Here is a 21,429-nt window from a genome sequence, read left to right on the forward strand (position 1 = left end):
TGTAGAGTGATCGCTCTACCAAAGTGGCATGACTGAAACACAGCAGAAAATCGCAGAGAACCTTGACCGGCAGTTTTTCGCACTGCCGACGCAAACTATGCAGGGTTCTGATCCTTCCATGCTTTTAGCTCATCTTCATCCCAGAACCCCAGGTAAACCCCTTCGACCGCATCGTCGTGGCACATTTCTTCGTCGACCTCACGATTGGAGACCGTGACGCGGTTGTGCTGTTTGCGCGCCCAGGCAAACATGGCGGCACTCAACCGGTCGATCTGATCCTGATGGGATGGGTCCGCGCCCAGATCGTGATATTCGTCCGGGTCGGTTTTCAGATCAAAAAGCATCGGGCGATGGCCTTCGACCCATGTCATTTTCCACCTCCCGTCAAACACCATAGTCAGCGCACAACTGCTGGCATCCGGGCTGAGGTGGCGCAGATGGGGCCGCGGGGAATAATCATATTCCGAAATTGCGACTTCCCGAGATTGGGCAGGATGCCCATGCAGCCAGGGCATCAGGGATTGGCCTTCCAGAATATGATCCGGGATTTCGCCGCCGTGATAGTCGACAAATGTGGGTAGCAGATCAATCGCCTCGACCAGATCCCGTACCACCGTGCCACGGGTCCCATCAGCCCGCGCGTCCGGGTCTACGATGATCAGTGGAACCCGCGCGGATTGATCGTGGAACAGGTCTTTTTCACCCAGCCAGTGATCGCCCAGATAATCGCCATGGTCCGAGGTAAAGACGATCAACGTGTCATCCAGTTGCCCGCTTTCCCTGAGGTAGGTCATCAAACGACCGATCTGATCGTCGATTTGGGTGATCAGGCCCATATAGGCCGGGATGACGCTCTTGCGCACATCGTCCCGGCTGAAGGCGTGTGAATAGCGATGATCATAAAACCCCTTGAGCAACGGGTGCGGGTTTTCGCGCTCGGCCTCGGACCGTTTGACGGGGATGATGTCGGTTTCATCATACATGTCGTGATAGGGGGCCGGCACGATATAGGGCCAATGCGGTTTGATATAGCTGAGATGCAGGCACCAGTTATCATCTTTGGCCTGCTCCATGAATTCAATCGCGCGGGTGGTGGTATAGGGCGTCTCGGACTCCTCCTCTGGGACCGCTGCGGGTTCCGAGGCGTGTTTGAGCAACCAGCCCGACAGGATATCACCGTCTTTCCCCCGACCCGAATTGGCCCATTCGTGCCAGGGGTTGGGGCCATCGAAGCCTTGCTCGGTCAGGTGCTTGTTATATTGCGTCCCAAGCTTTGAGGACCCGTCCGGTATCACACCATCATTGCGGTCCCAGACCTCGAACCCGCATTCCGAGGTCAGCGCGCCTATACCGGTGGTCGGGTCGATCCCCAGCCGCTTCATCCCTTCGATATCCGCCCGCATGTGGGTTTTCCCACAGAGCACGGTCCGCACCCCCAAAGGGCGCAGGTGATCGCCCAATGTCATCTCGCCCACGCGCAGGGGAAACCCATTCCAGTTCGATCCGTGGCTACGCATATAGCGCCCGGTGTAAAAGCTCATCCGGCTGGGACCACATATGGTCGACTGAACATAGGCCTTGTCGAACCTGACACCACGTGCGGCAAGTGCATCAATATTCGGGGTCTTGATGCTGGGATGACCCGAGCACCCCAGATAATCAAACCGTAGTTGATCGCACATGATAAACAGGATGTTCTTTGCCATCAGTTTTCATTTCCCCTTTTCGCGACATTGCGCGCGAATTTTACGCCGACCGGTTTCTGAAACCCAGCCAGTAGATCGTAAATACCGACATCACAAGCAACACCAAGGCAATCGGGTGGTTGATCAGATTGGTCACATCACCCCGCAACAGGGTTGCGGTCTGCCCAAATGAAAGCTCAAAGCGGGGGCCTAGAAAGAACGCGATGATCAGAATCGCGGCCGATGCGCTGCCCGGCAAACTCAGCGCATCAAACGATAATGCCTTTGCAGAATGTCGCCTGACTGGAGCTCAGGTCACGTTTGAGCGCACCTGGAACCGGTCATCCTTCCAGGTTTCGTTCTTGAGGATATCTTCAAGAATGCTCACCGCCTTGAGAACGTCGTCTTCGTTGATGAAAAGCGGCGTGAAGCCGAAGCGCATCGTGTCAGGCGCGCGGAAATCGCCAAATACGCCTTGCGCGGCCAGGGCCTGCATACAGGCGTAGCCGTGTTCAAAACGGAACGCGATGTGGCTGCCACGTTCATTCGGGTCGCGTGGGCTGGCCATGGTCACGCCGGGGCAGCGCGCCTCGACCTCGTGGATGAACAATTCGGACAGTTCCACGCGGCGCGCATCCAGATCGGCCATGTCCACATGATCCCAGACATCCAATGCCGTGGCCAGCAGGTTGAAGGCCGCGATGGACTGAGTGCCGATCCGCATGCGCGTGATGTGGTTTTGCGACGGTTCATATCCAGTGTCGAAGGCAAACGGGTTTGCGTGCCCCCACCAGCCCGACAGATAGGGTTCGGCGCTGTCATGAAGCCGGGGCGCGACATAGATGAAGGCGGGCGAACCGGGGCCGCCATTGATGTATTTATATGTGCAACCGACCGCAAAATCGACATCCAGCCCGCCCAGATCAACCGGGATCGCGCCCGCCGAATGCGCCAGATCCCAAACCACGACCGCGCCGAGGCTGTGCGCCTTTTCAATGATCGCCCTCATGTCATGGCGACGGCTTGTGCGGTAATCGACCTCGGTCACCATAACAACGGCGACCTCTTCGGTGATCTGGTCCAGAACATCCTCGGGGTTGGGGATACGCAGTTCGTAGCCCTGATCCTTGAGCTTGATCAGCCCTTCGGCGATATAGAGGTCCGAGGGGAAATTGCCGTTATCCGACAGGATCACACGGCGTTCGGGCACCATGGCCAGACCCGCGGCGACGGCCTGGAAGACCTTGATGGACAGGCTGTCGCCGATAACCGTTGTGCCCGGGGCCGCGCCGATCAGCTTGCCCACCCGATCCCCAAGTTCGTTGGCGGCCGTCCACCAACCTTTGGTGTTCCAACCCTTGATCAGTTCGGATCGCCATTCATCGTTCAGGAAACGGGTCATTTCTCCGGGCGCTGCTTTTGGCATCGGGCCAAGCGAGTTGCCGTTGAGGTAGATAACCCCTTCGGGGATATCAAACATGGCGCGCGTTTTTTCGAAGTCGGTCATAGATATCTCTCCGGTTTGATATGACTGAAAAACTCGAAACGTCTCCGCGACATCGGACCAGACCACTGCACGACCCGACGGGGATGAAGCGCATCACGTATTCAGGACAGTCAATTTAATGCATTATTGCGTAAATCATATACGATTTTAACGGGCAAGTAGTTTCTGCCAGCTGGATATCAGAAATTTGAAAGCTGCTTTCGTCAATCGGGAAAACACCGGGCAAAGAAACGGGCCGCGAACTGGATATGTTCCTCAAGCAGCGCAACCGCGCGAACAGAGTCTCGGTCCAGAGTGGCCTCCATCAGAAGCTTGTGATGGGGCACGCCAAGGGATTGCTCGAACGCGCTTTTGAGTTCGGGGGATTCTTCCAACTTTCTCAAGAGGGCCTCGTTCATCGTAAACTTGAACCTGCGCAGCAGCTGTTCGTTGATCTGCCCTTGAAATACGTACAGCCATTTCGACCGCGACCCCCCGATGAGAGCATCGTGAAAGTGTTGATGTCGCTCTGCCCAGATGTTTTGGGTCAGCTGGTCAGGCATGTCTACCGGCACATCCATTTTGGACAACTGGTAGAACGCGGCGACAATTCTGCTTTCCCATTGGTCGTCCCCCTGCGAAATCGATTCCTTCAACAAGGCGGTTTCAACGACAAGGCGGCTGCTCTCAAGGTCCTTGATTTCGTCAAGAGACAAAGGCGCAGACCGGAATCCGCGATTGACCTCGGAAACGACCAGGCTTTCTGCCTCCAGCCGCCGCAACGCTTCGCGCACAGGTGTGGTGCCATAGCCTGTTTCCTTGCCCAGAGTTGCGATGCGCAAAGGGACATCCGGCGCGATTTTGCCGGAAATAATTGCGTCTCGCAGGTGCTGATAAGCGAGATCAGATTTGTTGACCATGTTTTCTGTGCAATCCAAAATGAAATACGATTTTGCTTATCATAGAGGATGTTGGGCGGGTCAGAAAGCCCTCGGCAGCAGACCCTTGCAAGGCGACTCCGCAAAACTGGATGCCCCCTGCCCTTTGATTTGGCGCCACCAACCGGTCAATTCGTATTCCACGTCATATGCAGGTTTTGGGATCACCTATTCTATAACCTGTCGCAATCAGACAAGCCTTTTGGATCACAGGTTCACCTCGACAGACGGGACGAGATGAACCTGTCGACGTCAATGCCCGGTCAGCACAAGCGTGTTCACCGGCATCAGGATCAGGCGCAAACGCAGGCCTGCTGCGTGAACCACACCGATCGTGTCGACCACATGCAGAAACGCCTTGTTCCAGAAGCCCAGGCTTTCATCCTCAAGCTTGTGGTGGTTGTCCGTGTAGACATTGGCCAGACAGTTGCTGCCCGCAGGGATATCGTCCGCCATGCCTTTATACAGCGGCTCCATATACACCAAAATCGAGCCGGGCACCGTATTGCTTTGCACGTCGCGCAGCTCATCCGTGGGTCGGATCTGGCCCGAAGGGATGACGTCCTGCACCTCAACCACAACCATCGGGATTACGGTGAATGGCTTGGTCATGCAGCCCAACTCTCCGATCATGCCCGGTTTGATGACCTGAGCCGATAGCTGATTGAAGGCAGCTTGAAACCGGTCATGACCCGAGTTCGAAGGCACCAGAATACCCGCCGGGCGCAACAGCGGACTGACATAATCGCCAACCTGCAGACCGAACTGTTCCACGCGACCGGTAACGCCCGCGCTGATCACGGTCTTGTCCAGCTCGGTCAGGGCTGCGTCCAGCTGGGCATTGGCGCTGGCCAGTTGGGCCGGGATCAGCTCTTCGATCTGCTGGACCACGGCGGCGCGTTGCGACTGGGCTGCGGTGACCTGCGCTTCGCGTTCGGCCACCAGGTTCTCCAACCGTTCGATCTCGGCCAGACGCACCGCGCTGGAGCCTTCGTCGCGCAGTGTGGTGTTGCGTTCAAGGTCTTCGACCGATTGCGCCAAGGCTGCGCGCGCACCGGCGATCCCGGCATCCGCCTGCGCCAGATCCGTTTCAGCCACTTTCAATGAGGCCTGAACCTGCGCGACCTGCGCATGGGCTGATTGAACCTGCGCCTGCTGGGTGAAATCCTCGATCCGGAAAATCGGCTGACCGGCGATGACCGCCTCGTTGTTGCGGACATAAACCTCGGACACCCGCCCACCCAGTTGCGGCAGGATTGTGACCGTTCGGAAATACGAGGCCGCCGTGCTGGAGGCCGGATGAAAGTAGAACAGCGTGGTGATCACAGTCAGCGCCAAAATGGCACAGGTGGTCAGGCCCCAGCGCAGCTCGTACCACATGGTGAATAGGGTAATCTCATGCCCGATCCGCTTGCCCTGGACAAAGCGGCGAAACAGGTAATCCGGAAGCACCGTAATCAGGGCGCACAGCATCGTTTCGATCATGGTTTATTGCTCCGGCGTGTTGTTGGTCTGCGGTGCCGGAGGGGCCGGTTCGACCGGTGCCTGAGGCGCAAGTGATTGCCCTAGCGAGCGGATGGCATCCGCTATGTTTCGCAACGGTGTCGCAAAATCGGGGAACTGGAACCCGGCAACCAGAACGGCTGCGACCCAGAAAAGGCCGTTATGTGTGAACAGTGCCAACAGCGCCAGAATGCCCACCAACTGGAATTGAGGGTGGTTGTTCTCATGCGCCATCTTCTCGGGAACCGAATGCAGCGTCAGATATCCGACACCAATCATCACCACGAGAGCGACGAAAAACACGACCATTACTGAAAAGAGATAATCGCTCCCGTCGGCTGCGACGACATATTTGGGGATATGTCCCGTAGCCATGGGATGTAGGTCCGCTGAAGTCACCTTAATCTCCTTCTTTTCTATCAAGCGTCTCTGGCCGGGTTGATCGCCAAATTCAAGCCTGTTTAAAGTTCTTCGAAATCCAAGCACATTCTAGGCACAAGCACCAAGGCTCTTATGACATCTGCTTCAATACACTCTTTCCCGGCCACCAAACTATGATTGATTTTCTTGTCATCGGCGGCGGCATCGCGGGCCTCAGCGCGGGCGCGCGCCTGTCTGCCCATGGCTCTGTCACCGTTCTCGAGGCTGAGGACGCTCTGGGCTATCACGCATCAGGCCGCTCGGCCGCGTTGTTCGAGGAAAACTACGGCCCCCGCTCAGTCGTTGCGCTCAATCAGGCGGGGGTGGAGTACCTGCACACAGAGAACGGAGGGTACCTGACCCCCCGCGGCCTCATGCTGGTTGCCAGCTACGATCAGGCAGACCTGTTTGCCAAAGATGTCGAGGCGCTGAATGTACGCTCCATTTCGCTGCAGCAGGCCCTGGACAAGGTCCCGATCCTGAACCCGGACGTTCTGGGCCATGCTGCCATCAGTGAGAACGCCTTCGACATCGATACCGATCGCCTGATGCAGGATTTCGCACGCGTGATCCGAGGGAACGGCGGTTCGATCCTGACCCGTCAGGCCGTCACCGGGATCCGAAAAACCAGGCATTGGGTCATTCAGGCAGGCGACGTGTTCGAGGCCCGAAACCTGGTCAACGCAGCCGGCGCATGGGTGGATGAGGTCGCGACGATGGCCGGGCTGCCGCCCATTGGCATCGTTCCGAAACGTCGCTCTGTGGCGCGCATTCCCGCGCCGGGAGGGCATGATGTGTCCGACTGGCCCATGCTGATGGGGTCGGGGGAAGGCTGGTACGCCAAGCCGGATGCGGGCAAATATCTGGTCTCACCCTCCGAAGCCGAGCCGACAACGCCGCACGATGCCTATGCCGACGATATGGTGCTTGCCGAAGGGCTGGCGCGATATGAGGCGATGGTGACGACCCCGGTTACCCGGCTCGAAGCGAACTGGGCCGGACTGCGCAGCTTTGTATCGGATGGCACGCTGGTTCTGGGGCCGGACCCGCAGGATCGCTCGTTCATTTGGTGCGGCGGGCAAGGTGGCTACGGATTCCAGACATCGCCTGCTGCCTCATCCCTGCTGGCCGGCCTCGTGACGGGCGCGCCGTCTGTATTGCCTCAGGACATTGTCGCGCAGTTGCATGTGGAAAGGCTAAGATCATGACCAAACGCGCGCTGCCTTCGAATGCCAGCGTCGCGACGCAAGGCGACGGGGCCCGAATGATCGCCCCGGCGGCAAGCCGAAACTCGGACGCGCTTTGCGCCTTGTTGGCCAGGATGGCCCCTGCCTCGGGTTGCGCACTCGAGATCGCAAGCGGTACCGGCCAGCATGTTGCTGCCTTTGCGAAGACACTGCCCAACTTGGTCTGGCAACCCACGGAAATCGACCCTGACCGCCGCGCCAGTATCGACGCCTACGCAACGGATGTTTCCAATATCCTGCCTGCCACCGATCTGAACGCTACATCCGCAGGCTGGCAGACGACCTTTCAAGGACAAGACCTGATCGTTTTGATCAACCTGCTACACCTCATCTCATGGCCCGAAACTGATACTTTTTTCAGCGAAGCCTCAAAGGCGCTGCGTCCGGGCGGCAGGTTGATCTTCTATGGCCCATTCAAGCGAGACGGCTTATTGACTAGCCCTGGGGATGAGAAATTCCACGAAGCCCTCATCTCACAGGATCCAGAGATCGGATACAAGAACGACACCGAGATCAAAGCGCGCTTACAGCACTACCGCTTGCAGTTGATTCACCAAATCGAAATGCCCTCCAACAATCTGGCGTTTGTTGCACAACGACCAGGAACCTGAGCGGCAATTGGGCTAGTCAAAGCCTGCTGACGCAGGCTTGCCTCCGGCGGAGGTATTTTTGAACAGAAGAAGTAACGGATCGTTAACTCTGAAATGCGATTGTGAATTTGCGGTACAGGCGGAGGCGCCGATGACCGCAACAGGAGAAGGCCCCCCTAGCCAAAAGCAGGGGGGCTGGATCTTGCACCAGCCCCTGCTTCTTCTGTTTTAAAATACCTCCGCCGGAGGCATGTGTCGCCGCAGGCGGCGCATTTCCTCGCGCCGCCGCAATCGTCCAGAAGGTCAGCCGTCCTTGCGGATGGTTTCGTTCTTCGGGTCGTAGGGGCTGTCGCAGGTGACCACGGCATCCCACAGCTTGTCCTGAATCTTGACCTTCAGCTTGGTTCCTTCGACCGCCAACTCAGGCGTCACATAGCCCATGCCAATGGATTTCTCGAAGGCCACCGAATACCCACCCGAGGTCAGACGACCCACGCGCGCACCTTCCGGCGTGTAGAGCGCCTCGCGACCCCACGGGTCGGCATCGTCGGGTCCGTCGATCAACAGGGTGCAGCATTTCACGCGCACGCCGGTATCTTCCAGCTTGGCTTTGCCGTAGAAGTCTTTCGACAGATCGACAAAGCGCGGCAGGTCGGCCTCCAGCGGGGTCGCGTCGCGGCCCAGTTCGGTGCCGAAGGCGCGGTAGGATTTCTCCTGACGCAGCCAGTTCTGAGCACGCGCACCGACCAGCCTCATACCGTGCTTCTCACCGGCTTTTTCCAGCAGGTCGAACAGGTAGTTCTGCATCTCTACGGGGTGGTGCAGTTCCCAACCCAACTCACCGGTGTAAGCCACGCGGATCGCGTTGACCGGGCACATCCCAAGTTCGATCTGGCGGGCCGAAAGCCAGGGGAAGCGCTTGTTCGACAGTGCGGTTTCTGGATCGGCGTCTTTGATGACCTCTTTCAGGACGTCACGCGACTTGGGTCCGGCGATGGCAAAGACGCCCCACTGGGTGGTCACGTCCTGGATCTCGATGTAGCCGAACTCCTCCATCTTGTCCTCGGCCGCCTTGCGCAGATAGTCGGCGTCGTACTCGGTCCAGGCACCAGCAGAGACGATATAGTAGTTGTTCTCGCCATTGCGGACGATGGTGTATTCGGTACGGGTGGTGCCAAGCGACGTCAGCGCATAGGTCAGGTTGATACGCCCGACCTTGGGCAGCTTGTTGCAGGTGAACCAATCCAGAAACTGGGTCGCTCCGGGGCCTTTGACGACATGCTTGGTGAAGGCCGACGCGTCGATCAGGCCAACGCCTTCGCGGATTGCTTTGGCCTCTTCGACGGCATATTGCCACCAGCCACCTCGACGGAAGGAACGGCTTTCTTTGTCGAAATTGTCCGGTGCATCAACGGGGCCGAAATAGTTCGGACGTTCCCAACCATTGACCCAGCCAAACTGTGCGCCACGGGCTTTCTGACGTTCATAGGCCGGAACGGTCCGCAGCGGGCGACAGGCTTCGCGTTCTTCATCCGGGTGGTGCAGGATGTAGACGTGCTCATAGCACTCTTCGTTCTTGCGGGCTGCAAACTCGGTGGTCATCCAGTTCGACGAGTACCGCTTGGGGTCCAGCGAGGCCATGTCGATCTCGGCTTCGCCATCGACCATCATCTGCGCCAGATAGTAGCCAGTCCCGCCTGCGGCGGTAATGCCAAAGCTGAAGCCTTCGGCCAGCCACATGTTGCGCAGACCCGGAGCGGGACCGACCAGCGGGTTGCCATCAGGCGTATAGCAGATCGGGCCGTTGAAATCGTCCTTCAGACCGGATTCGGCGCAGGACGGCACACGCTCGGCCATCGCCATATACTGATCCGCAATCCGGTCCAGATCCAGTGGGAACAGGTCGGCGCGGAAGCTGTCGGGCACGCCATGTTCGAACTGCGCGGGTGCGCCATGTTCGTAGATGCCCAGAATCCAGCCGCCGCGTTCCTCGCGCGCATAGGATTCATTGTCAGCATCGCGCACAACAGGGTGCTCGGGGTTGCCCGCTTCGCGCCATTTGACCAGCTCGGGGTCTTTGTCCATGACGATGAAGGTGTGTTCAACCGGAATTGCGGGCATCTTGATGCCCAGCATCTTGGCGGTGCGCTGTGCGTGGTTGCCCGATGCCGTCACGACATGTTCAGCGGTGATCACGACCTGCTCGTCAGAGGGGACCAGGTTACCGCCCTTTTCGACCATCTTGGTGCAGGTGACTTCCCAGTGGGTGCCGGTCCAGTGAAAAGCATCGGCCTGCATCTTGCGCACGATGTCCACGCCACGCTGACGGGCACCCTTGGCCATCGCCTGTGTCACGTCGGCGGGGTTAATATAGCCGTCCTCAGTGTGGTAGATCGCGCCTTTCAGGTCCGAGGTCTCGATCAGCGGCCAGCGTTCCTTGATCTGCTCGGGTGTCAGCCATTCATAGGCAACATCGCAGGTCTCGGCTGTGGACGCATAGAGCATGTATTCGTCCATACGCTCTTGCGTCTGCGCCATGCGCAGGTTGCCGACCACGGCGAAGCCCGCGTTCAGACCGGTTTCCTCTTCAAGCTGCTTGTAGAAGTCGACCGAATACTTGTGGATGTGGGTCGTCGCGTAAGACATGTTGAACAGCGGCAGCAAGCCCGCTGCATGCCAGGTCGAGCCTGAGGTCAGCTCGTCCCGTTCGATCAACATCACATCATCCCAGCCCGCTTTGGCCAGGTGATAGGCAATCGAGGTTCCGACGGCGCCGCCGCCAACGACCAGTGCTTTGACTTGGGTTTTCATAACCGGGTGTCTCCCCTTGGAATCTGTTGCCACCATATGGCTTGATTCCGAAATCAAACGCGGAAGCCATCCGACCAGTGATATAAGAAAAACGACCCGCACGTGAGATGCAGGTCGTTAAATGGCGACTTAGAACCAGCCATCAGCCTTCCGAACGACACCGTTTGGTGTTTCCGACGGTCTTGCACACCAGCTTGCCGGGCGGCTCGGCGGCTTCCGATTCCTGAACTTCCGGTGTGCTGTCAGCGCTTGCGGGCGCATCCTCTGCCCCGCCGGTGAAGGCTGCAATATAGTCCCTTGCGCTCAGCCCTTCGTTCGAGGTCTTGGCTTTCTGATAGTAGTCCAGCCCTGCGACCGCCAAACCGGCCACCGCAACAAAGCCAGCCAGATATTTTGCACTCATGCTGATCACCTGTTTGTCTTTCACCACAAGACACCACATCACCTAGACGATTTGTGGGCACAAAACGGACAAGATCGCGGAAACCGTCAGGGCTGATCGGCCAGTATCTTTCCCGGATTCATGATGTTGTCGGGGTCCAGCGCCGCCTTGATCGCGGCCATGTAGTGTGTTGCCCGGCCCAGCTCTTTCTCGAGATAAGGGCGCTTGCCCTGCCCGATGCCATGCTCGCCCGTGCAGGTACCCTCCATCGAGATGGCCAGATCGTTGAGCCAACCAACGAACTCATCGGCCCTGCGGACTTCTTCGGCGTTGTCCATGTCGATCAGCGGCAATGTGTGAAAGTTCCCGTCGCCGACATGCCCAACGACAGGTGCAAGCAGGCCAAGCTCGGCCGCTTTGTCCTGTGCGGCCCCCACGGCCTCGGCCAGACGGGAAATCGGCACGCAGACATCGGTCGAGATCCCCTTGGCGCCCGGTCGCAGCTGAAGGCTGGCCCAGTACATGTCGTGACGCGCCTGCCAGAGCTTGTTGCGTTCCTCGGTGGACGAGGTTGCCGCAAAGTCCGTACCGCCAAACTCTTCCGCGATTTGGCCAAAGGTCTCGGCCTGCTCGGCGGCGCTGGCGTCCGAGCCGTGGAATTCCAACAGCAGCAGAGGCGTTTCGGGCAGGGTCAGACCGGAATAGGCATTGGCGGCTTTGACAGACAATTCATCCAGCAATTCGATCCGCGCCACAGGTACACCGTATTGGATCGTCATCATCACCGCCCGGCAGGCGGCATCAACGGTTGGGAAAGAGCAGCGGGCCGAACTGATCGCCTCGGGGATACCATGCAGGCGCAGGGTCAATTCTGTGATGATGCCCAGCGTGCCTTCGGCCCCGATCAATAGCCGCGCCAAATCGTACCCCGCCGAGGACTTTTTGGCGCGATTGCCGGTCCGGATGATTTGTCCATCCGGCATCACCGCCTCAAGGCTCAAAACGTTGTCCCGCATGGTGCCATAGCGCACCGCGTTGGTGCCCGACGCGCGGGTCGCAGCCATCCCGCCGAGTGAAGCATTTGCACCGGGATCAATCGGAAAGAACAGGCCCTGATCGCGCAGATGCGCGTTCAGGTCTTCGCGGGTGACACCGGGTTGCACGACGCAGTCCAGATCCTCGGCATGCACCGCCAGCACCTTGTTCATCTGGGTCAGATCGACCGACACCCCACCGGCTGGCGCGTTCACATGCCCTTCAAGCGAAGTGCCCGTGCCAAACGCAATTACCGGCACCTTATGCGCGGCGCAGGTTTTGACGATCTCGGAGACCTCTTGCGTGGTGCGGGGAAACACCACCGCGTCGGGGCTTTGATTGGTGATCCAGGTCGTGGTGTGGCCATGCTGTTCGCGGATGGCCGTACCGGTTTGCAGCCGATCCCCAAATTGTTGCTTCAAGATACCGAGCGCCGTTATGATCCCCGCCTCGTTTCGCGGCAAAATCGTCGCCTGCACCATGCTAACCCTCTCCTGCCCGCCAGATGCGCGGGCCTTTCCCGATATGCCGAAAAGGCCCGCCCGAGCCGGGCAAGACCCCGGTTTTATTCGCCCAGCGCGATCCCCTCACGCCGGTGGTCCGCCCCACCGTTGAGAGTTTCGCCGATCTCAATCGCATGCAGACCCGAGGTCAGATCGCGGGGGTTCACCTCGAACCCGATCTCGATCAGCGCATCCGCATAGCCTTCGGCAGCGGTGTCCACCTCGACATCATAGGTTCCGAAACGGTTGACCAGATGGGGCAGCGAGATCGCCTGCTGCACATCCATATCCCAATCCGCCCAGGCGATGATCGATTTGGCAACGTAGCCAATGATACGGCTGCCTCCGGGGGAACCGATGGCCAGAACCGGCGCGCCGTCCTGCATGACGATGGTCGGGCTCATCGACGAACGCGGGCGCTTGCCGGGCTCCAGCCGGTTCGCGATGGGCACTCCGTCGCGATGGGTGCGAAACGAAAAATCCGTCAGTTCGTTGTTCAGCAAAAACCCGTTCGTCATCAGGCGCGAGCCAAAGCCGTTTTCAATCGTCGTCGTCATCGACAAGACATTCCCGTAACTGTCGACGATCGAGATATGCGAGGTCGAAGGCAGCTCCAATGACTCGTCATCGGCCAAGTTCAACGCATGATCGAACTCGGGAGTGCCCGGAGCAACCTCGGTCAGCGCGTCCTCGGCGTTCAAAAGCTCCGCGCGCTGCGCCAGATAGTCCGGATCGACCAGCCCGGTGGTCGGCATCGGCACGAAATCACTGTCGGCCATGTACCGCCCACGATCCGCAAAGGCGAGGCGTGAGGCTTCGCCGATCAGGCGCCATGCCTCCATGCTCTCAGGCCCCATCGCGGCCAGATCATAGCTGTTCAGCATACCCAGAATCTGCCCCACGGTCAGCGCCCCGGACGAAGGCGGACCCATCCCGCAGACCTCATAGGCGCGGTAGGCCGCGCAGACCGGATCACGTTCAATGATCTGATACAGGGCCAGATCGGTGCCCGATAATACGCCCGGATTCCCCGGCGCAGTGCGGACGGTCCGCACGATATCAGACGCGATTTGTCCGCCGTAGAACCCGGCGGCACCGTCCTCGGCCAGAACGCGCAGGGTATCCGCATAGGCGGGGTTCATCAGGCGTTGGCCCTGCTGCAGCGGCTCTCCTTCGGGCAGGAAATACTCAGCCGTTGCAGGAAAACGCGACAGACGCTCGGCGTCACCCGCGACCAGACTGGCCAGACGAGGCGAGACAAGGAACCCGTCATCCGCCAGCCGGATACCATCGGTGAAAAGACCGGGCCACGGCGAGCGACCCCACCGGCGGTGTGCTTCCTCCAGCAAGGCAGGCGTACCGGGCGTGCCAACGGACAACCCACCGACGACGGCATCAAAGAACTGCAAAGGTTCGCCGTTTTCATCCTGAAACAGGGTCGGCATCGCGTCCAACGGGGCGGTTTCGCGCCCGTCCAATGTCGTCAGCTGTCCGGTGGCAGCGTCGTACCAGACCAGAAACGCCCCGCCCCCAAGGCCCGAGGATTGCGGCTCGACCAATCCCAGAACAACCTGCACGGCGACCATGGCATCTGCTGCCGATCCACCCGCGCGCAAGATCTTCGCCCCGGCCTCAACCGCCAGAGGGTTCGCCGCAGCGACCATCCAGTTTTCCGATTGCACGGGCACGCCGCTTGTTTTGGCCTCAAGCGCCGCGATCAACTCGTCGGTCAGGGCTTGAACCTGACCTTCGCTCGCACCTTCGGGGGCCACGGAATCCGCTGTTTCCTGGGCAAAACCCGGAGCTGCAAAGGCAATGACAGACAGAAGTAGTCCTGAAATCTGGTTGATACGCATAATTTCCCTCCTGAAAATATGATTACAGCATGGATGGAACCACCTGATCCGGAGGTCTGTGCCCATCCTCGAAGGTCTTGATATTGATAATAACTTTCTCACCCATCTCGATCCGCCCTTCCAGCGTGGCTGATCCCATATGGGGCAGCAGCACAACGTTGGGCAGCTTGCGAAGGCGTGGGTTTACCTGTGTACCGTGTTCATAGACATCCAACCCGGCGCCCGCGATATCGCCCGACCGGATCAGTCGCGTCAGCGCGTTTTCGTCGATCACCTCACCGCGCGAGGTGTTCACCACCACAGCCGAGGGTTTCAGTAGCTTCAATCGCCGCGCGTTCAGCAAGTGGAATGTCGACGGGGTCGATGGGCAATGGACCGAGATGACATCCATTCGCGCCACCATCTGATCGAGGCTTTCCCAATAGGTGGCCTCAAGATCCTGTTCGATCTCGGGACGCAGCCTGCGGCGATTGTGGTAGTGTACCTGCATCCCAAAGGCACTGGCGCGGCGCGCCACAGCCTGACCGATCCGACCCATGCCCAGAATACCCAGACGTCGCCCTCCGATCCGACCTCCCATCAAAGCAGTCGGGGCCCAGCCCGACCAATCGCCCTGCTGCATCATCGCGACGCCTTCGGGAAAACGACGCGTAACTGCCAGGATCAGCGCCATTGTCATGTCGGCCGTATCATCGGTCAGAACACCCGGAGTGTTCGAGACCAGAATGCCACGCTGACGCGCAGTCGAGACGTCGATATTGTCGACCCCTGCCCCGTAATTGGCAATCAAGCGCAGATTTTCACCGGCTTGCCCCAGCAGACCACCGTCGATTGTGTCGGTCACCGTCGGCACCAGCACGTCGGCCTGCTGCACCGCAGCGACCAGTTCCTCTCGGGTCATGGGGGTGTCATTGTCGCGCAGGCGAACATCAAACAGTTCACTCAGCCGTGTCTCTACTGCTTCCGGCAACCGTCGCGTAACAACAACACTCAGACGTTCTCTTGGCACTTCCGCCCTCCCACTGCTTTGCAAACGCGCTTGCGTCATGGCATCGTGGCGCAGGATAAGGCGGGGCACAAGAACCCCAAAGGCATTGAGTCGACCTTTTTTCGAAAGCACATCAACAGGCACAAGAGCAGGCAGTCAGTGAGTGGTCTTCTACCGGTGAAACGCCTTTGTTTGGCGATCCTATCCGCGTATCTTATTGCGTTCGGTTCTGTTTCGGTCGCGGCAGAAGACCTGCGCGGCCCGGTCACCAACCTGCCCCTTCCGCGCTATGTCTCGATGAAGGCTGCCGAAGGCAACGTGCGCCGTGGTCCGTCCCTGACCCACCGAATCGACTGGGTGTTCAAACGGCGCGGCATGCCGCTGCAAATCACGGCGGAATACGGCAACTGGCGCAAGGTGCAGGACCGCGACGGGGCCGGAGGCTGGGTTCACTACGCTCTGTTGTCCGGTGTACGCACGGTGCTGATCGAATCCGAAATGCTGCCGGTTTACGCCCGACCCGATCCGAACTCGACCGTCAACGCGCATTTCGAGACCGGAGTGGTCGCCCGCCTTGGCGCGTGTTCGCTGGACTGGTGTCGCATTTCAGCAGGGGGCTACAGGGGATGGACGCTGAAAGCCAATCTTTGGGGCGTCGAACCGTCGGAGATCCGCGAATAACCCCGTTGGTTTTTTACCTGGCCCCTACCTTAGTCGGTTTGCTGAACCTGCGTTGTTCTCGCTGCCACTGTGAATGAACCGACCTTGGCACGGCGGCACAACCGGCGATGCGTCAGGCAACCGTAAAGAGCGGTTTGCTGTTTCTGCGGTGGCGTGCCACGAGTTTTTTGATTTGTTTTCCGTTTTCCGGAATGAAGCAAGCCGGGGATGGAAGGAAGTTCGGGTCGCAAATTTCCGGGAAAATGGCCTCGATCTCTGCGCGAGCTTCAGGAGTGAGCGCTCTCAACGCTTCGGGCCCGGTGAACAGGCTTTCCGAGGGCGCACCTTCGGCATAGATGATTTCGTGCTGGTCGAACATCAGGTGGAGATATTCCACGGACTCGGCGCCTTCATCGACAAATATGTCTGGCAGAGTAGTGAGTTTGATCGCAGGGATCATGACGTCGCGGGTGGCGAACATACGTTCGGCAATTCGGGAACTGACCACCATCCGGTGCTGGCGGGAAACCAGAAGATCCCGTTCCGGCAAGCCATTTCCCAAAGCCCCGGCCACAATCCGCACCGGACGGAGCTTGGGGTTTCGGGTCAATGCGTCAAAATCATACCTGCGCGACCCGATCCAACGGATTGTTTGCAGGCCGTTGCTGCCGGTCAGGACAGCATCGCCCACCGAAAGCTGTTCAATCAGCTGCGTGCCATCGGGCACAGAAATGCGCACGCCTCGGGCAAAGCAGGGGATAAGACCTTCTTCAAAAGCAACAATCCCGACCACTTCGGTGGTGTGATTGGTCTCGGAATTGGCTGATTGTTCTTCATCAATATAGACGCTGACCGTTGAACCGGTCTGGCCGTCAATCGAAACAACCGCCGTATCGGGGCCATCAAGTGTCTGCGTTTCAGCAAGTACGACGCCGTTGGTAAACGTATCGCCCAGATCAAGGGTACTTGTGTTGTGAGTCACCGAGTTGCCAGAAACGCTCGCGGTGCCATTTGTCGTATCACCTCCTGCCTGAATCGCGATCCAGCCGATGGTTTCCGCTGCGTGGACCCCGTCTTCGGCCTCTTCTTCCTGCAGAGTCAGGTTGAATCCGGTGGATGTTATATTCGATGGGTCACTGTCGACCGTCGTGCTGTCGTTATTCGACATCACCGATGTCAGAACGACCGGAGGGTCGGTGAATCCCGCACTGAATGTCTCGGAGCCACCGGTATTCTGCCCGGTGCTTCCGATTGTCGTTCTTCCAGCTTCGACGATGCGCCCGTCGGGAAGCGTGTGCACGCCCTCTTCGATTGCAAGCCAGTTGATGGTTTCGATGGCCGGATGCGCGCCGTCCAGATATTCCCATTCTTCAAGGGTAACGGTGAAGGACGTCGTGTTTCCGTCTGCATCCAGTGTCTGGTCTGTAAGTCGCAGGTTGAAACTGTGGGCACCGTTTCCCGTCGCAGTGAAAGCGAATACCGGATCGGTCAAGGCTTCGGTCAGGGTGACGGTAAAGGTCGGCGGATTGTCAGAAGATCCGTCCGTAACAAAACTGCCTGATTCACCAATCGCCATCTAAATACCGGGGTAGAGAACTTTCCCCGTTCCTCAAGTTATGGGCAAATCCCAATTTTTGCCGGCACTTGGTTCGCGCTGCCGCATGTCGCACCAATGTCGCCGAAACCACTCTATTCATCAGTATAGCGTTTTTGTGGCAAGTCTATGGGTTGCGAAAGTCCAGCCCTTTTGAGCGGAACTCTGACCAGCGGATAGCTTCACACTGCGCTGTCATTCTCGCCTTGTGCAGTTTTGGCCTTGGCGCAAGGGCCCGCAAGCCCCAAAACTCGGTCATTCTTGGCATGGCAACAAAACCGTTTTGGGTTTTGCGGCCGCCCCCAGATGGTGCTTTGACACCAGACGCGTTCGTTTTCAGCGCGCCCTCAAACCATCAGGCCAGCTTCGGTACGTTCAGCCCATGTGCCGAATACACTGCCGCAATGGCAGTGTATCCTTGCTTTTTCCAATTTTTCACAATCGGTTGCCAACAGATTGGCAATACCCGATCCGAACATTACCCGCGAATTGGCCGTTCAGGTTTCTTCAACAGCCCAAGCGAGTCCAGGTAGTCGGAGCGGTGTTCACCCTCGCCATAGATCGGAAATCGCATGGGCGTGTCACGGAAACTTTTGAGAGGCTGACCCATGTTCAGGATGCCCTGGCGCCGTTGGCGACGGACATTTTCGAAATCCACTTCAATGGGGATCATCTCTTCGTTGACGCAGCCATCATGCAGCAGTTGCCCGGCTGGGTCGATGACACGCGAATAGCCGTTCCCGCCAGCCATCAACCCATTGATCGAAAACACATAAGACTGGAACATCGCCGCCGACGCCTGCGCGATGATCAGATCAGCATGGCGGTCGATAAAGCTGGCCAGAACCGGATTGATAATGACCTCAGCCCCTTGGGAAACCATTTGCCGTGACAGTTCCGGGAACCAGATGTCATAGCAGATCGACATACCGAACTTGCCGACATTGGGCACTTCGAAAACGCAGACTTCGCTCCCTGGTGTTGTGTGTGCCTCGTACGGTGTAAAAGGGAACATCTTGCGATAGCGGGTGACGATTTCGCCCTGCGGGTTGATGATCGGTGAGGTGTTGTAGATAACGCCGTCCTGCTCACCCTTTTCGAAATAGGAACCCGGGATCAGCCAGATGCCATATTTCTGCGCCAGTTCCTGACACTGGGTCTCGTACTCACCGCCCTGCGGCTGGGCCGAGGCAGGGTTCGGACCCGAGTGGCACAACTCAGAAAACACCACCATTTCCACCCATGGGTAGAGGTGCATCATGATGCTCAGCCGCTTTCTCATTTCCGGCATATTGTCGTGCATCGCTAGATGCATCTGGATTCCACCGATGGCGAATTTGGTCATTGGGTTATCCTTCTTGTCTGTCTGGTCACCGAATTCGAGATCCCTGATCATCGAATTGCAGCGAAATAGTAGAGTTGGGAGTGTCGTCAACCGTCCATTGCCCCGCTGGTCCATTGCTGAACAGCAACTCCACAGAGCAGGTTTCCGGTCGATACAGCGAGGTGAATACAGTGCCAAAGCCGTCACGGTATTTTTTGGCGAAAACCGGTTCGGCAAGAAAGATATGCTTCAGCGTTTCGGCATCCGCAGGTCCGTGTGACATCGCGTTTTGCAGAATGTCTGCCCGCTCCAGTGTCGCCGAGAACCTGCCGTGACCTGACAGCTCGACCCCAAGCTGGTGGTTCGTGGCCCAGTTCTGGCTGCGGAACATGGGTGGGCGGTCGGGGGCGATAAAAGCTGTGACCACTTTGCCGGAACGGTCCGTCAATGTCACATTGTACGACATATGGCAGGGCAGATATCGTAGCACTTCAATTGCGTCCTGAATATCGGTGCACACTTCCAGCACATAACGGATGATCAGCGGGACACCAAATCCGCGCCCGACTGCCAGCCGACCACCGAAACTCAGCGATACAGCCAGACCATGTTCATTGATGCCATCGGACAGGCCGCTCAACCCATCAACCATGCCAATGATCTTTTTCCCACGCCAAGCTGACCGCAGAAGCGTCAGTTCGTTCAACGCGGGATCAAGATCATAGTTGCGAATCAAATACGGCCCCCGTGCATCGCGCGACGCCGCCTGAGAGCAGTTGGTCAGATACCGAGGCGGGCACCAGAAGGTCAGAAAATCATGCAAATTCTCATCGTCTGGTGCCACTTCGCACAGGCGGTCAATCAAGCGCTCAAGTTCGGGTATATACCGACGCACGGCATGTTTGGCCTCTTTGGACGTGGCCGACATCTTTCCCTTGGAAAGATACCATTTTTTCCAGCCGGGCCAGAAGTTTCGGCAGATCTGCGCCCACCCGTCCTGCGGGCGGTCTTCCGACAACAACAACAGGTTCCGATTCATTACGAATCCCGCTGTTTGATTGTCGTGAACCTGCTCTGCTGCGACGGTCATCTGGATACTTTTTCCCTGCCATGTTTTTCGACATTATGGTGCATGGTGTTGCATGCGCAACCCAAAAATGCTACACCATGCACCATAATGTTTCCAGAAGCACCAATTTGTGAGCGTGCTGACACAAACCAGGACTGAACGATGAAAAAACCAGCTATTCGCCCTCGCGGGTATACAACTGTGACCGCCTCTTTGGCCGTTTTGGACGTTCCTGAAATGCTGAATTTCTTGGAAAATGCATTCGACGCCGAAGTGAAAAATCAAGACAACGCCGATGCTCCGGGATTTGCCTCTGTCAAGCTGGGCAACGCCATGGTGTTTGTCACCAACGGCTGGGCTGCACATGGACATGTACCGCAGGCACCGACCGCTGCAGGTGCTGTCTCGCTGCATCTTTATGTAGAAGACATTGCCGCAAGTGTTGATCAGGCAGTCGCCGCAGGCGCTACATTAGTTTCGGAACCACAGGACACATTCTGGGGTGAACGCACTGCTGCTCTGGCAGATCCGTTTGGCCATCGCTGGACCGTGGCGGAACGCGTCGAAGTTCTGAGCAAGGATGAGATTGCCGCGCGCAGCGGTGCCGCAATGACCGCCCCGGAAGTATCTGAACCTGAGCCGGTTGACGCGACTGAAATCTCGTGACTGTAGTTGGGTAACACCAACTAAGAGAGCGAAATGGACAACGAACCAGCCCCGACAAGCACAATCCGGCAAAGTGAATTGCCCGAGTTGATGTTGGATAAGCGCATCGCCGACTATCCCGTGGCGGTGCGCACAGTGCGCGAGGTCGCTGGTGGTGGATTCGCCAACAATGACCGGCACCCGAACACCTGGACCGTGTATTTTCTGGTCGACGGGCAATGGGCGCTGGTCGAATCCGCGCGCGGGCTGCGCCGTGAATGGTCCAGCCTGGATCGGTTGGAAAAGTGGCTGCGGTCTTTTGGGTTTCGCTTTTTCTGGGTTCGCAATGATATCGAACCCATCGAACCTTCTGGCGAGGGGCCGATGGGCGGCCCAGGCCTGAAGTAGTCAGGCCAACGTCTGGCCGCATTTTTGACGCTCCGTGAGGCTATGTTCACAATAACAATGAGCGACGTTTTCTCGGCGAGTTGATCGTATGACATCCGACCCTTGTAGTTGAGTTCCCGGGTCATCCGGTACGTACCGGGCACATCCGCCCCGCCCGCGATGCGGTGCACCTCTTCGATCAGAGAACGCGCAATTCCTTTGCCGCGAAATTCGGGATCGGGAAACAGGTCCATCAGATAACAGCTGCCTTCAACCGATCACAAAAATCAGTGAAAGAGAAAAAGC

19 protein-coding genes are annotated in these 21,429 nt (G+C 58.1%); 5 read left to right on the forward strand and 14 right to left on the reverse strand.

What is annotated here, in order from left to right; all coding sequences use genetic code 11:
- Positions 1–95 precede the first annotated feature (95 nt).
- The 6 genes from AC2FD8_RS14335 to AC2FD8_RS14360 form a co-directional block, all read right to left on the reverse strand.
- Entirely contained in the window at positions 96–1,706 is a 1,611-nt protein-coding gene (locus AC2FD8_RS14335) for an alkaline phosphatase family protein (protein ID WP_496857419.1), read from the reverse strand.
- 40 nt (positions 1,707–1,746) lie between these two features.
- Complete coding sequence (locus AC2FD8_RS14340; protein WP_496857417.1) at positions 1,747–1,944, reverse strand: hypothetical protein; 198 nt, start codon at positions 1,942–1,944, stop codon at positions 1,747–1,749.
- Between the two features lie 51 nt (positions 1,945–1,995).
- Complete coding sequence (gene kynU / locus AC2FD8_RS14345; protein WP_496857415.1) at positions 1,996–3,192, reverse strand: kynureninase; 1,197 nt, start codon at positions 3,190–3,192, stop codon at positions 1,996–1,998.
- A 203-nt stretch (positions 3,193–3,395) separates the two neighbouring features.
- A complete protein-coding gene (locus tag AC2FD8_RS14350) occupies positions 3,396–4,091 on the reverse strand; it encodes a GntR family transcriptional regulator (protein WP_496857413.1) in 696 nt (231 codons plus the stop codon).
- A 270-nt stretch (positions 4,092–4,361) separates the two neighbouring features.
- Positions 4,362–5,594, reverse strand: coding sequence for an HlyD family secretion protein (locus AC2FD8_RS14355; protein WP_496857411.1), 1,233 nt, complete (start codon positions 5,592–5,594; stop codon positions 4,362–4,364).
- Between the two features lie 3 nt (positions 5,595–5,597).
- Entirely contained in the window at positions 5,598–6,011 is a 414-nt protein-coding gene (locus AC2FD8_RS14360) for a hypothetical protein (RefSeq protein ID WP_496857409.1), read from the reverse strand.
- Positions 6,012–6,166: 155 nt separating this feature from the next.
- Here AC2FD8_RS14360 and AC2FD8_RS14365 point away from each other — a divergent pair, with 155 nt between their 5' ends.
- Positions 6,167–7,240 carry an NAD(P)/FAD-dependent oxidoreductase gene (locus AC2FD8_RS14365; RefSeq protein ID WP_496857407.1) on the forward strand — a complete coding sequence of 358 codons (1,074 nt, stop codon included), beginning with the start codon at positions 6,167–6,169 and terminating at the stop codon, positions 7,238–7,240.
- Positions 7,241–7,296: 56 nt separating this feature from the next.
- Positions 7,297–7,890 carry a DUF938 domain-containing protein gene (locus AC2FD8_RS14370; protein ID WP_496874317.1) on the forward strand — a complete coding sequence of 198 codons (594 nt, stop codon included), beginning with the start codon at positions 7,297–7,299 and terminating at the stop codon, positions 7,888–7,890.
- A 282-nt stretch (positions 7,891–8,172) separates the two neighbouring features.
- Here the strand turns inward: AC2FD8_RS14370 and AC2FD8_RS14375 are convergent, their stop codons facing one another.
- From AC2FD8_RS14375 to AC2FD8_RS14395, 5 genes are all read right to left on the reverse strand, one after another.
- Positions 8,173–10,680: a GcvT family protein gene (locus tag AC2FD8_RS14375; protein WP_496857404.1), complete on the reverse strand. Its 2,508-nt coding sequence runs from the start codon at positions 10,678–10,680 to the stop codon at positions 8,173–8,175.
- A gap of 142 nt (positions 10,681–10,822) precedes the next feature.
- Entirely contained in the window at positions 10,823–11,083 is a 261-nt protein-coding gene (locus AC2FD8_RS14380; RefSeq protein ID WP_496857402.1) for a hypothetical protein, read from the reverse strand.
- Between the two features lie 86 nt (positions 11,084–11,169).
- On the reverse strand, positions 11,170–12,579 hold the full coding sequence (locus AC2FD8_RS14385; protein WP_496857400.1) for an FAD-binding oxidoreductase: 1,410 nt from the start codon (positions 12,577–12,579) through the stop codon (positions 11,170–11,172).
- Between the two features lie 83 nt (positions 12,580–12,662).
- The gene (gene ggt / locus AC2FD8_RS14390) at positions 12,663–14,456 is read right to left on the reverse strand and encodes a gamma-glutamyltransferase (protein WP_496857399.1); all 1,794 of its coding nucleotides are present in this window, start codon (positions 14,454–14,456) and stop codon (positions 12,663–12,665) included.
- A gap of 22 nt (positions 14,457–14,478) precedes the next feature.
- On the reverse strand, positions 14,479–15,465 hold the full coding sequence (locus AC2FD8_RS14395; RefSeq protein WP_496857397.1) for a 2-hydroxyacid dehydrogenase: 987 nt from the start codon (positions 15,463–15,465) through the stop codon (positions 14,479–14,481).
- 171 nt (positions 15,466–15,636) lie between these two features.
- Between AC2FD8_RS14395 and AC2FD8_RS14400 the strand changes: the two genes are divergently transcribed.
- Positions 15,637–16,125 (forward strand): SH3 domain-containing protein, encoded by a 489-nt coding sequence (locus AC2FD8_RS14400; protein ID WP_496857432.1) that lies wholly within the window; start codon positions 15,637–15,639, stop codon positions 16,123–16,125.
- A gap of 112 nt (positions 16,126–16,237) precedes the next feature.
- Here the strand turns inward: AC2FD8_RS14400 and AC2FD8_RS14405 are convergent, their stop codons facing one another.
- The 3 genes from AC2FD8_RS14405 to AC2FD8_RS14415 all read right to left on the reverse strand — a co-directional run bounded on the left by AC2FD8_RS14405 (position 16,238) and on the right by AC2FD8_RS14415 (position 20,112).
- Positions 16,238–17,680 (reverse strand): Hint domain-containing protein, encoded by a 1,443-nt coding sequence (locus AC2FD8_RS14405; RefSeq protein WP_496857395.1) that lies wholly within the window; start codon positions 17,678–17,680, stop codon positions 16,238–16,240.
- A gap of 496 nt (positions 17,681–18,176) precedes the next feature.
- On the reverse strand, positions 18,177–19,043 hold the full coding sequence (locus AC2FD8_RS14410) for a carbon-nitrogen hydrolase family protein (RefSeq protein ID WP_496857393.1): 867 nt from the start codon (positions 19,041–19,043) through the stop codon (positions 18,177–18,179).
- Positions 19,044–19,068: 25 nt separating this feature from the next.
- Positions 19,069–20,112, reverse strand: a complete 1,044-nt coding sequence (locus tag AC2FD8_RS14415; protein ID WP_496857392.1) for a C45 family autoproteolytic acyltransferase/hydrolase — start codon at positions 20,110–20,112, stop codon at positions 19,069–19,071.
- A gap of 141 nt (positions 20,113–20,253) precedes the next feature.
- Between AC2FD8_RS14415 and AC2FD8_RS14420 the strand changes: the two genes are divergently transcribed.
- Positions 20,254–20,757: a VOC family protein gene (locus AC2FD8_RS14420; RefSeq protein WP_496857391.1), complete on the forward strand. Its 504-nt coding sequence runs from the start codon at positions 20,254–20,256 to the stop codon at positions 20,755–20,757.
- Positions 20,758–20,790: 33 nt separating this feature from the next.
- Positions 20,791–21,144 (forward strand): hypothetical protein, encoded by a 354-nt coding sequence (locus AC2FD8_RS14425; protein ID WP_496857389.1) that lies wholly within the window; start codon positions 20,791–20,793, stop codon positions 21,142–21,144.
- The last annotated feature ends 285 nt before the right edge of the window (positions 21,145–21,429 follow it).

It is taken from the genome of Ruegeria sp. YTSC192, assembly GCF_059609705.1.

What these genes read in the sequence shown, in the direction of transcription:
- AC2FD8_RS14370 (WP_496874317.1), top strand. Translation starts at nt 7,297, where the DNA reads ATGATCGCCCCGGCGGCAAGCCGAAACTCGGACGCGCTTTGCGCCTTG.
- AC2FD8_RS14375 (WP_496857404.1), bottom strand. Translation starts at nt 10,680, where the DNA reads ATGAAAACCCAAGTCAAAGCACTGGTCGTTGGCGGCGGCGCCGTCGGA.
- AC2FD8_RS14385 (WP_496857400.1), bottom strand. Translation starts at nt 12,579, where the DNA reads ATGGTGCAGGCGACGATTTTGCCGCGAAACGAGGCGGGGATCATAACG.
- AC2FD8_RS14410 (WP_496857393.1), bottom strand. Translation starts at nt 19,043, where the DNA reads ATGACCAAATTCGCCATCGGTGGAATCCAGATGCATCTAGCGATGCAC.
- ggt (WP_496857399.1), bottom strand. Translation starts at nt 14,456, where the DNA reads ATGCGTATCAACCAGATTTCAGGACTACTTCTGTCTGTCATTGCCTTT.
- AC2FD8_RS14415 (WP_496857392.1), bottom strand. Translation starts at nt 20,112, where the DNA reads ATGACCGTCGCAGCAGAGCAGGTTCACGACAATCAAACAGCGGGATTC.
- AC2FD8_RS14350 (WP_496857413.1), bottom strand. Translation starts at nt 4,091, where the DNA reads ATGGTCAACAAATCTGATCTCGCTTATCAGCACCTGCGAGACGCAATT.
- AC2FD8_RS14420 (WP_496857391.1), top strand. Translation starts at nt 20,254, where the DNA reads ATGAAAAAACCAGCTATTCGCCCTCGCGGGTATACAACTGTGACCGCC.
- AC2FD8_RS14355 (WP_496857411.1), bottom strand. Translation starts at nt 5,594, where the DNA reads ATGATCGAAACGATGCTGTGCGCCCTGATTACGGTGCTTCCGGATTAC.
- kynU (WP_496857415.1), bottom strand. Translation starts at nt 3,192, where the DNA reads ATGACCGACTTCGAAAAAACGCGCGCCATGTTTGATATCCCCGAAGGG.
- AC2FD8_RS14425 (WP_496857389.1), top strand. Translation starts at nt 20,791, where the DNA reads ATGGACAACGAACCAGCCCCGACAAGCACAATCCGGCAAAGTGAATTG.
- AC2FD8_RS14335 (WP_496857419.1), bottom strand. Translation starts at nt 1,706, where the DNA reads ATGGCAAAGAACATCCTGTTTATCATGTGCGATCAACTACGGTTTGAT.
- AC2FD8_RS14365 (WP_496857407.1), top strand. Translation starts at nt 6,167, where the DNA reads ATGATTGATTTTCTTGTCATCGGCGGCGGCATCGCGGGCCTCAGCGCG.
- AC2FD8_RS14405 (WP_496857395.1), bottom strand. Translation starts at nt 17,680, where the DNA reads ATGGCGATTGGTGAATCAGGCAGTTTTGTTACGGACGGATCTTCTGAC.
- AC2FD8_RS14380 (WP_496857402.1), bottom strand. Translation starts at nt 11,083, where the DNA reads ATGAGTGCAAAATATCTGGCTGGCTTTGTTGCGGTGGCCGGTTTGGCG.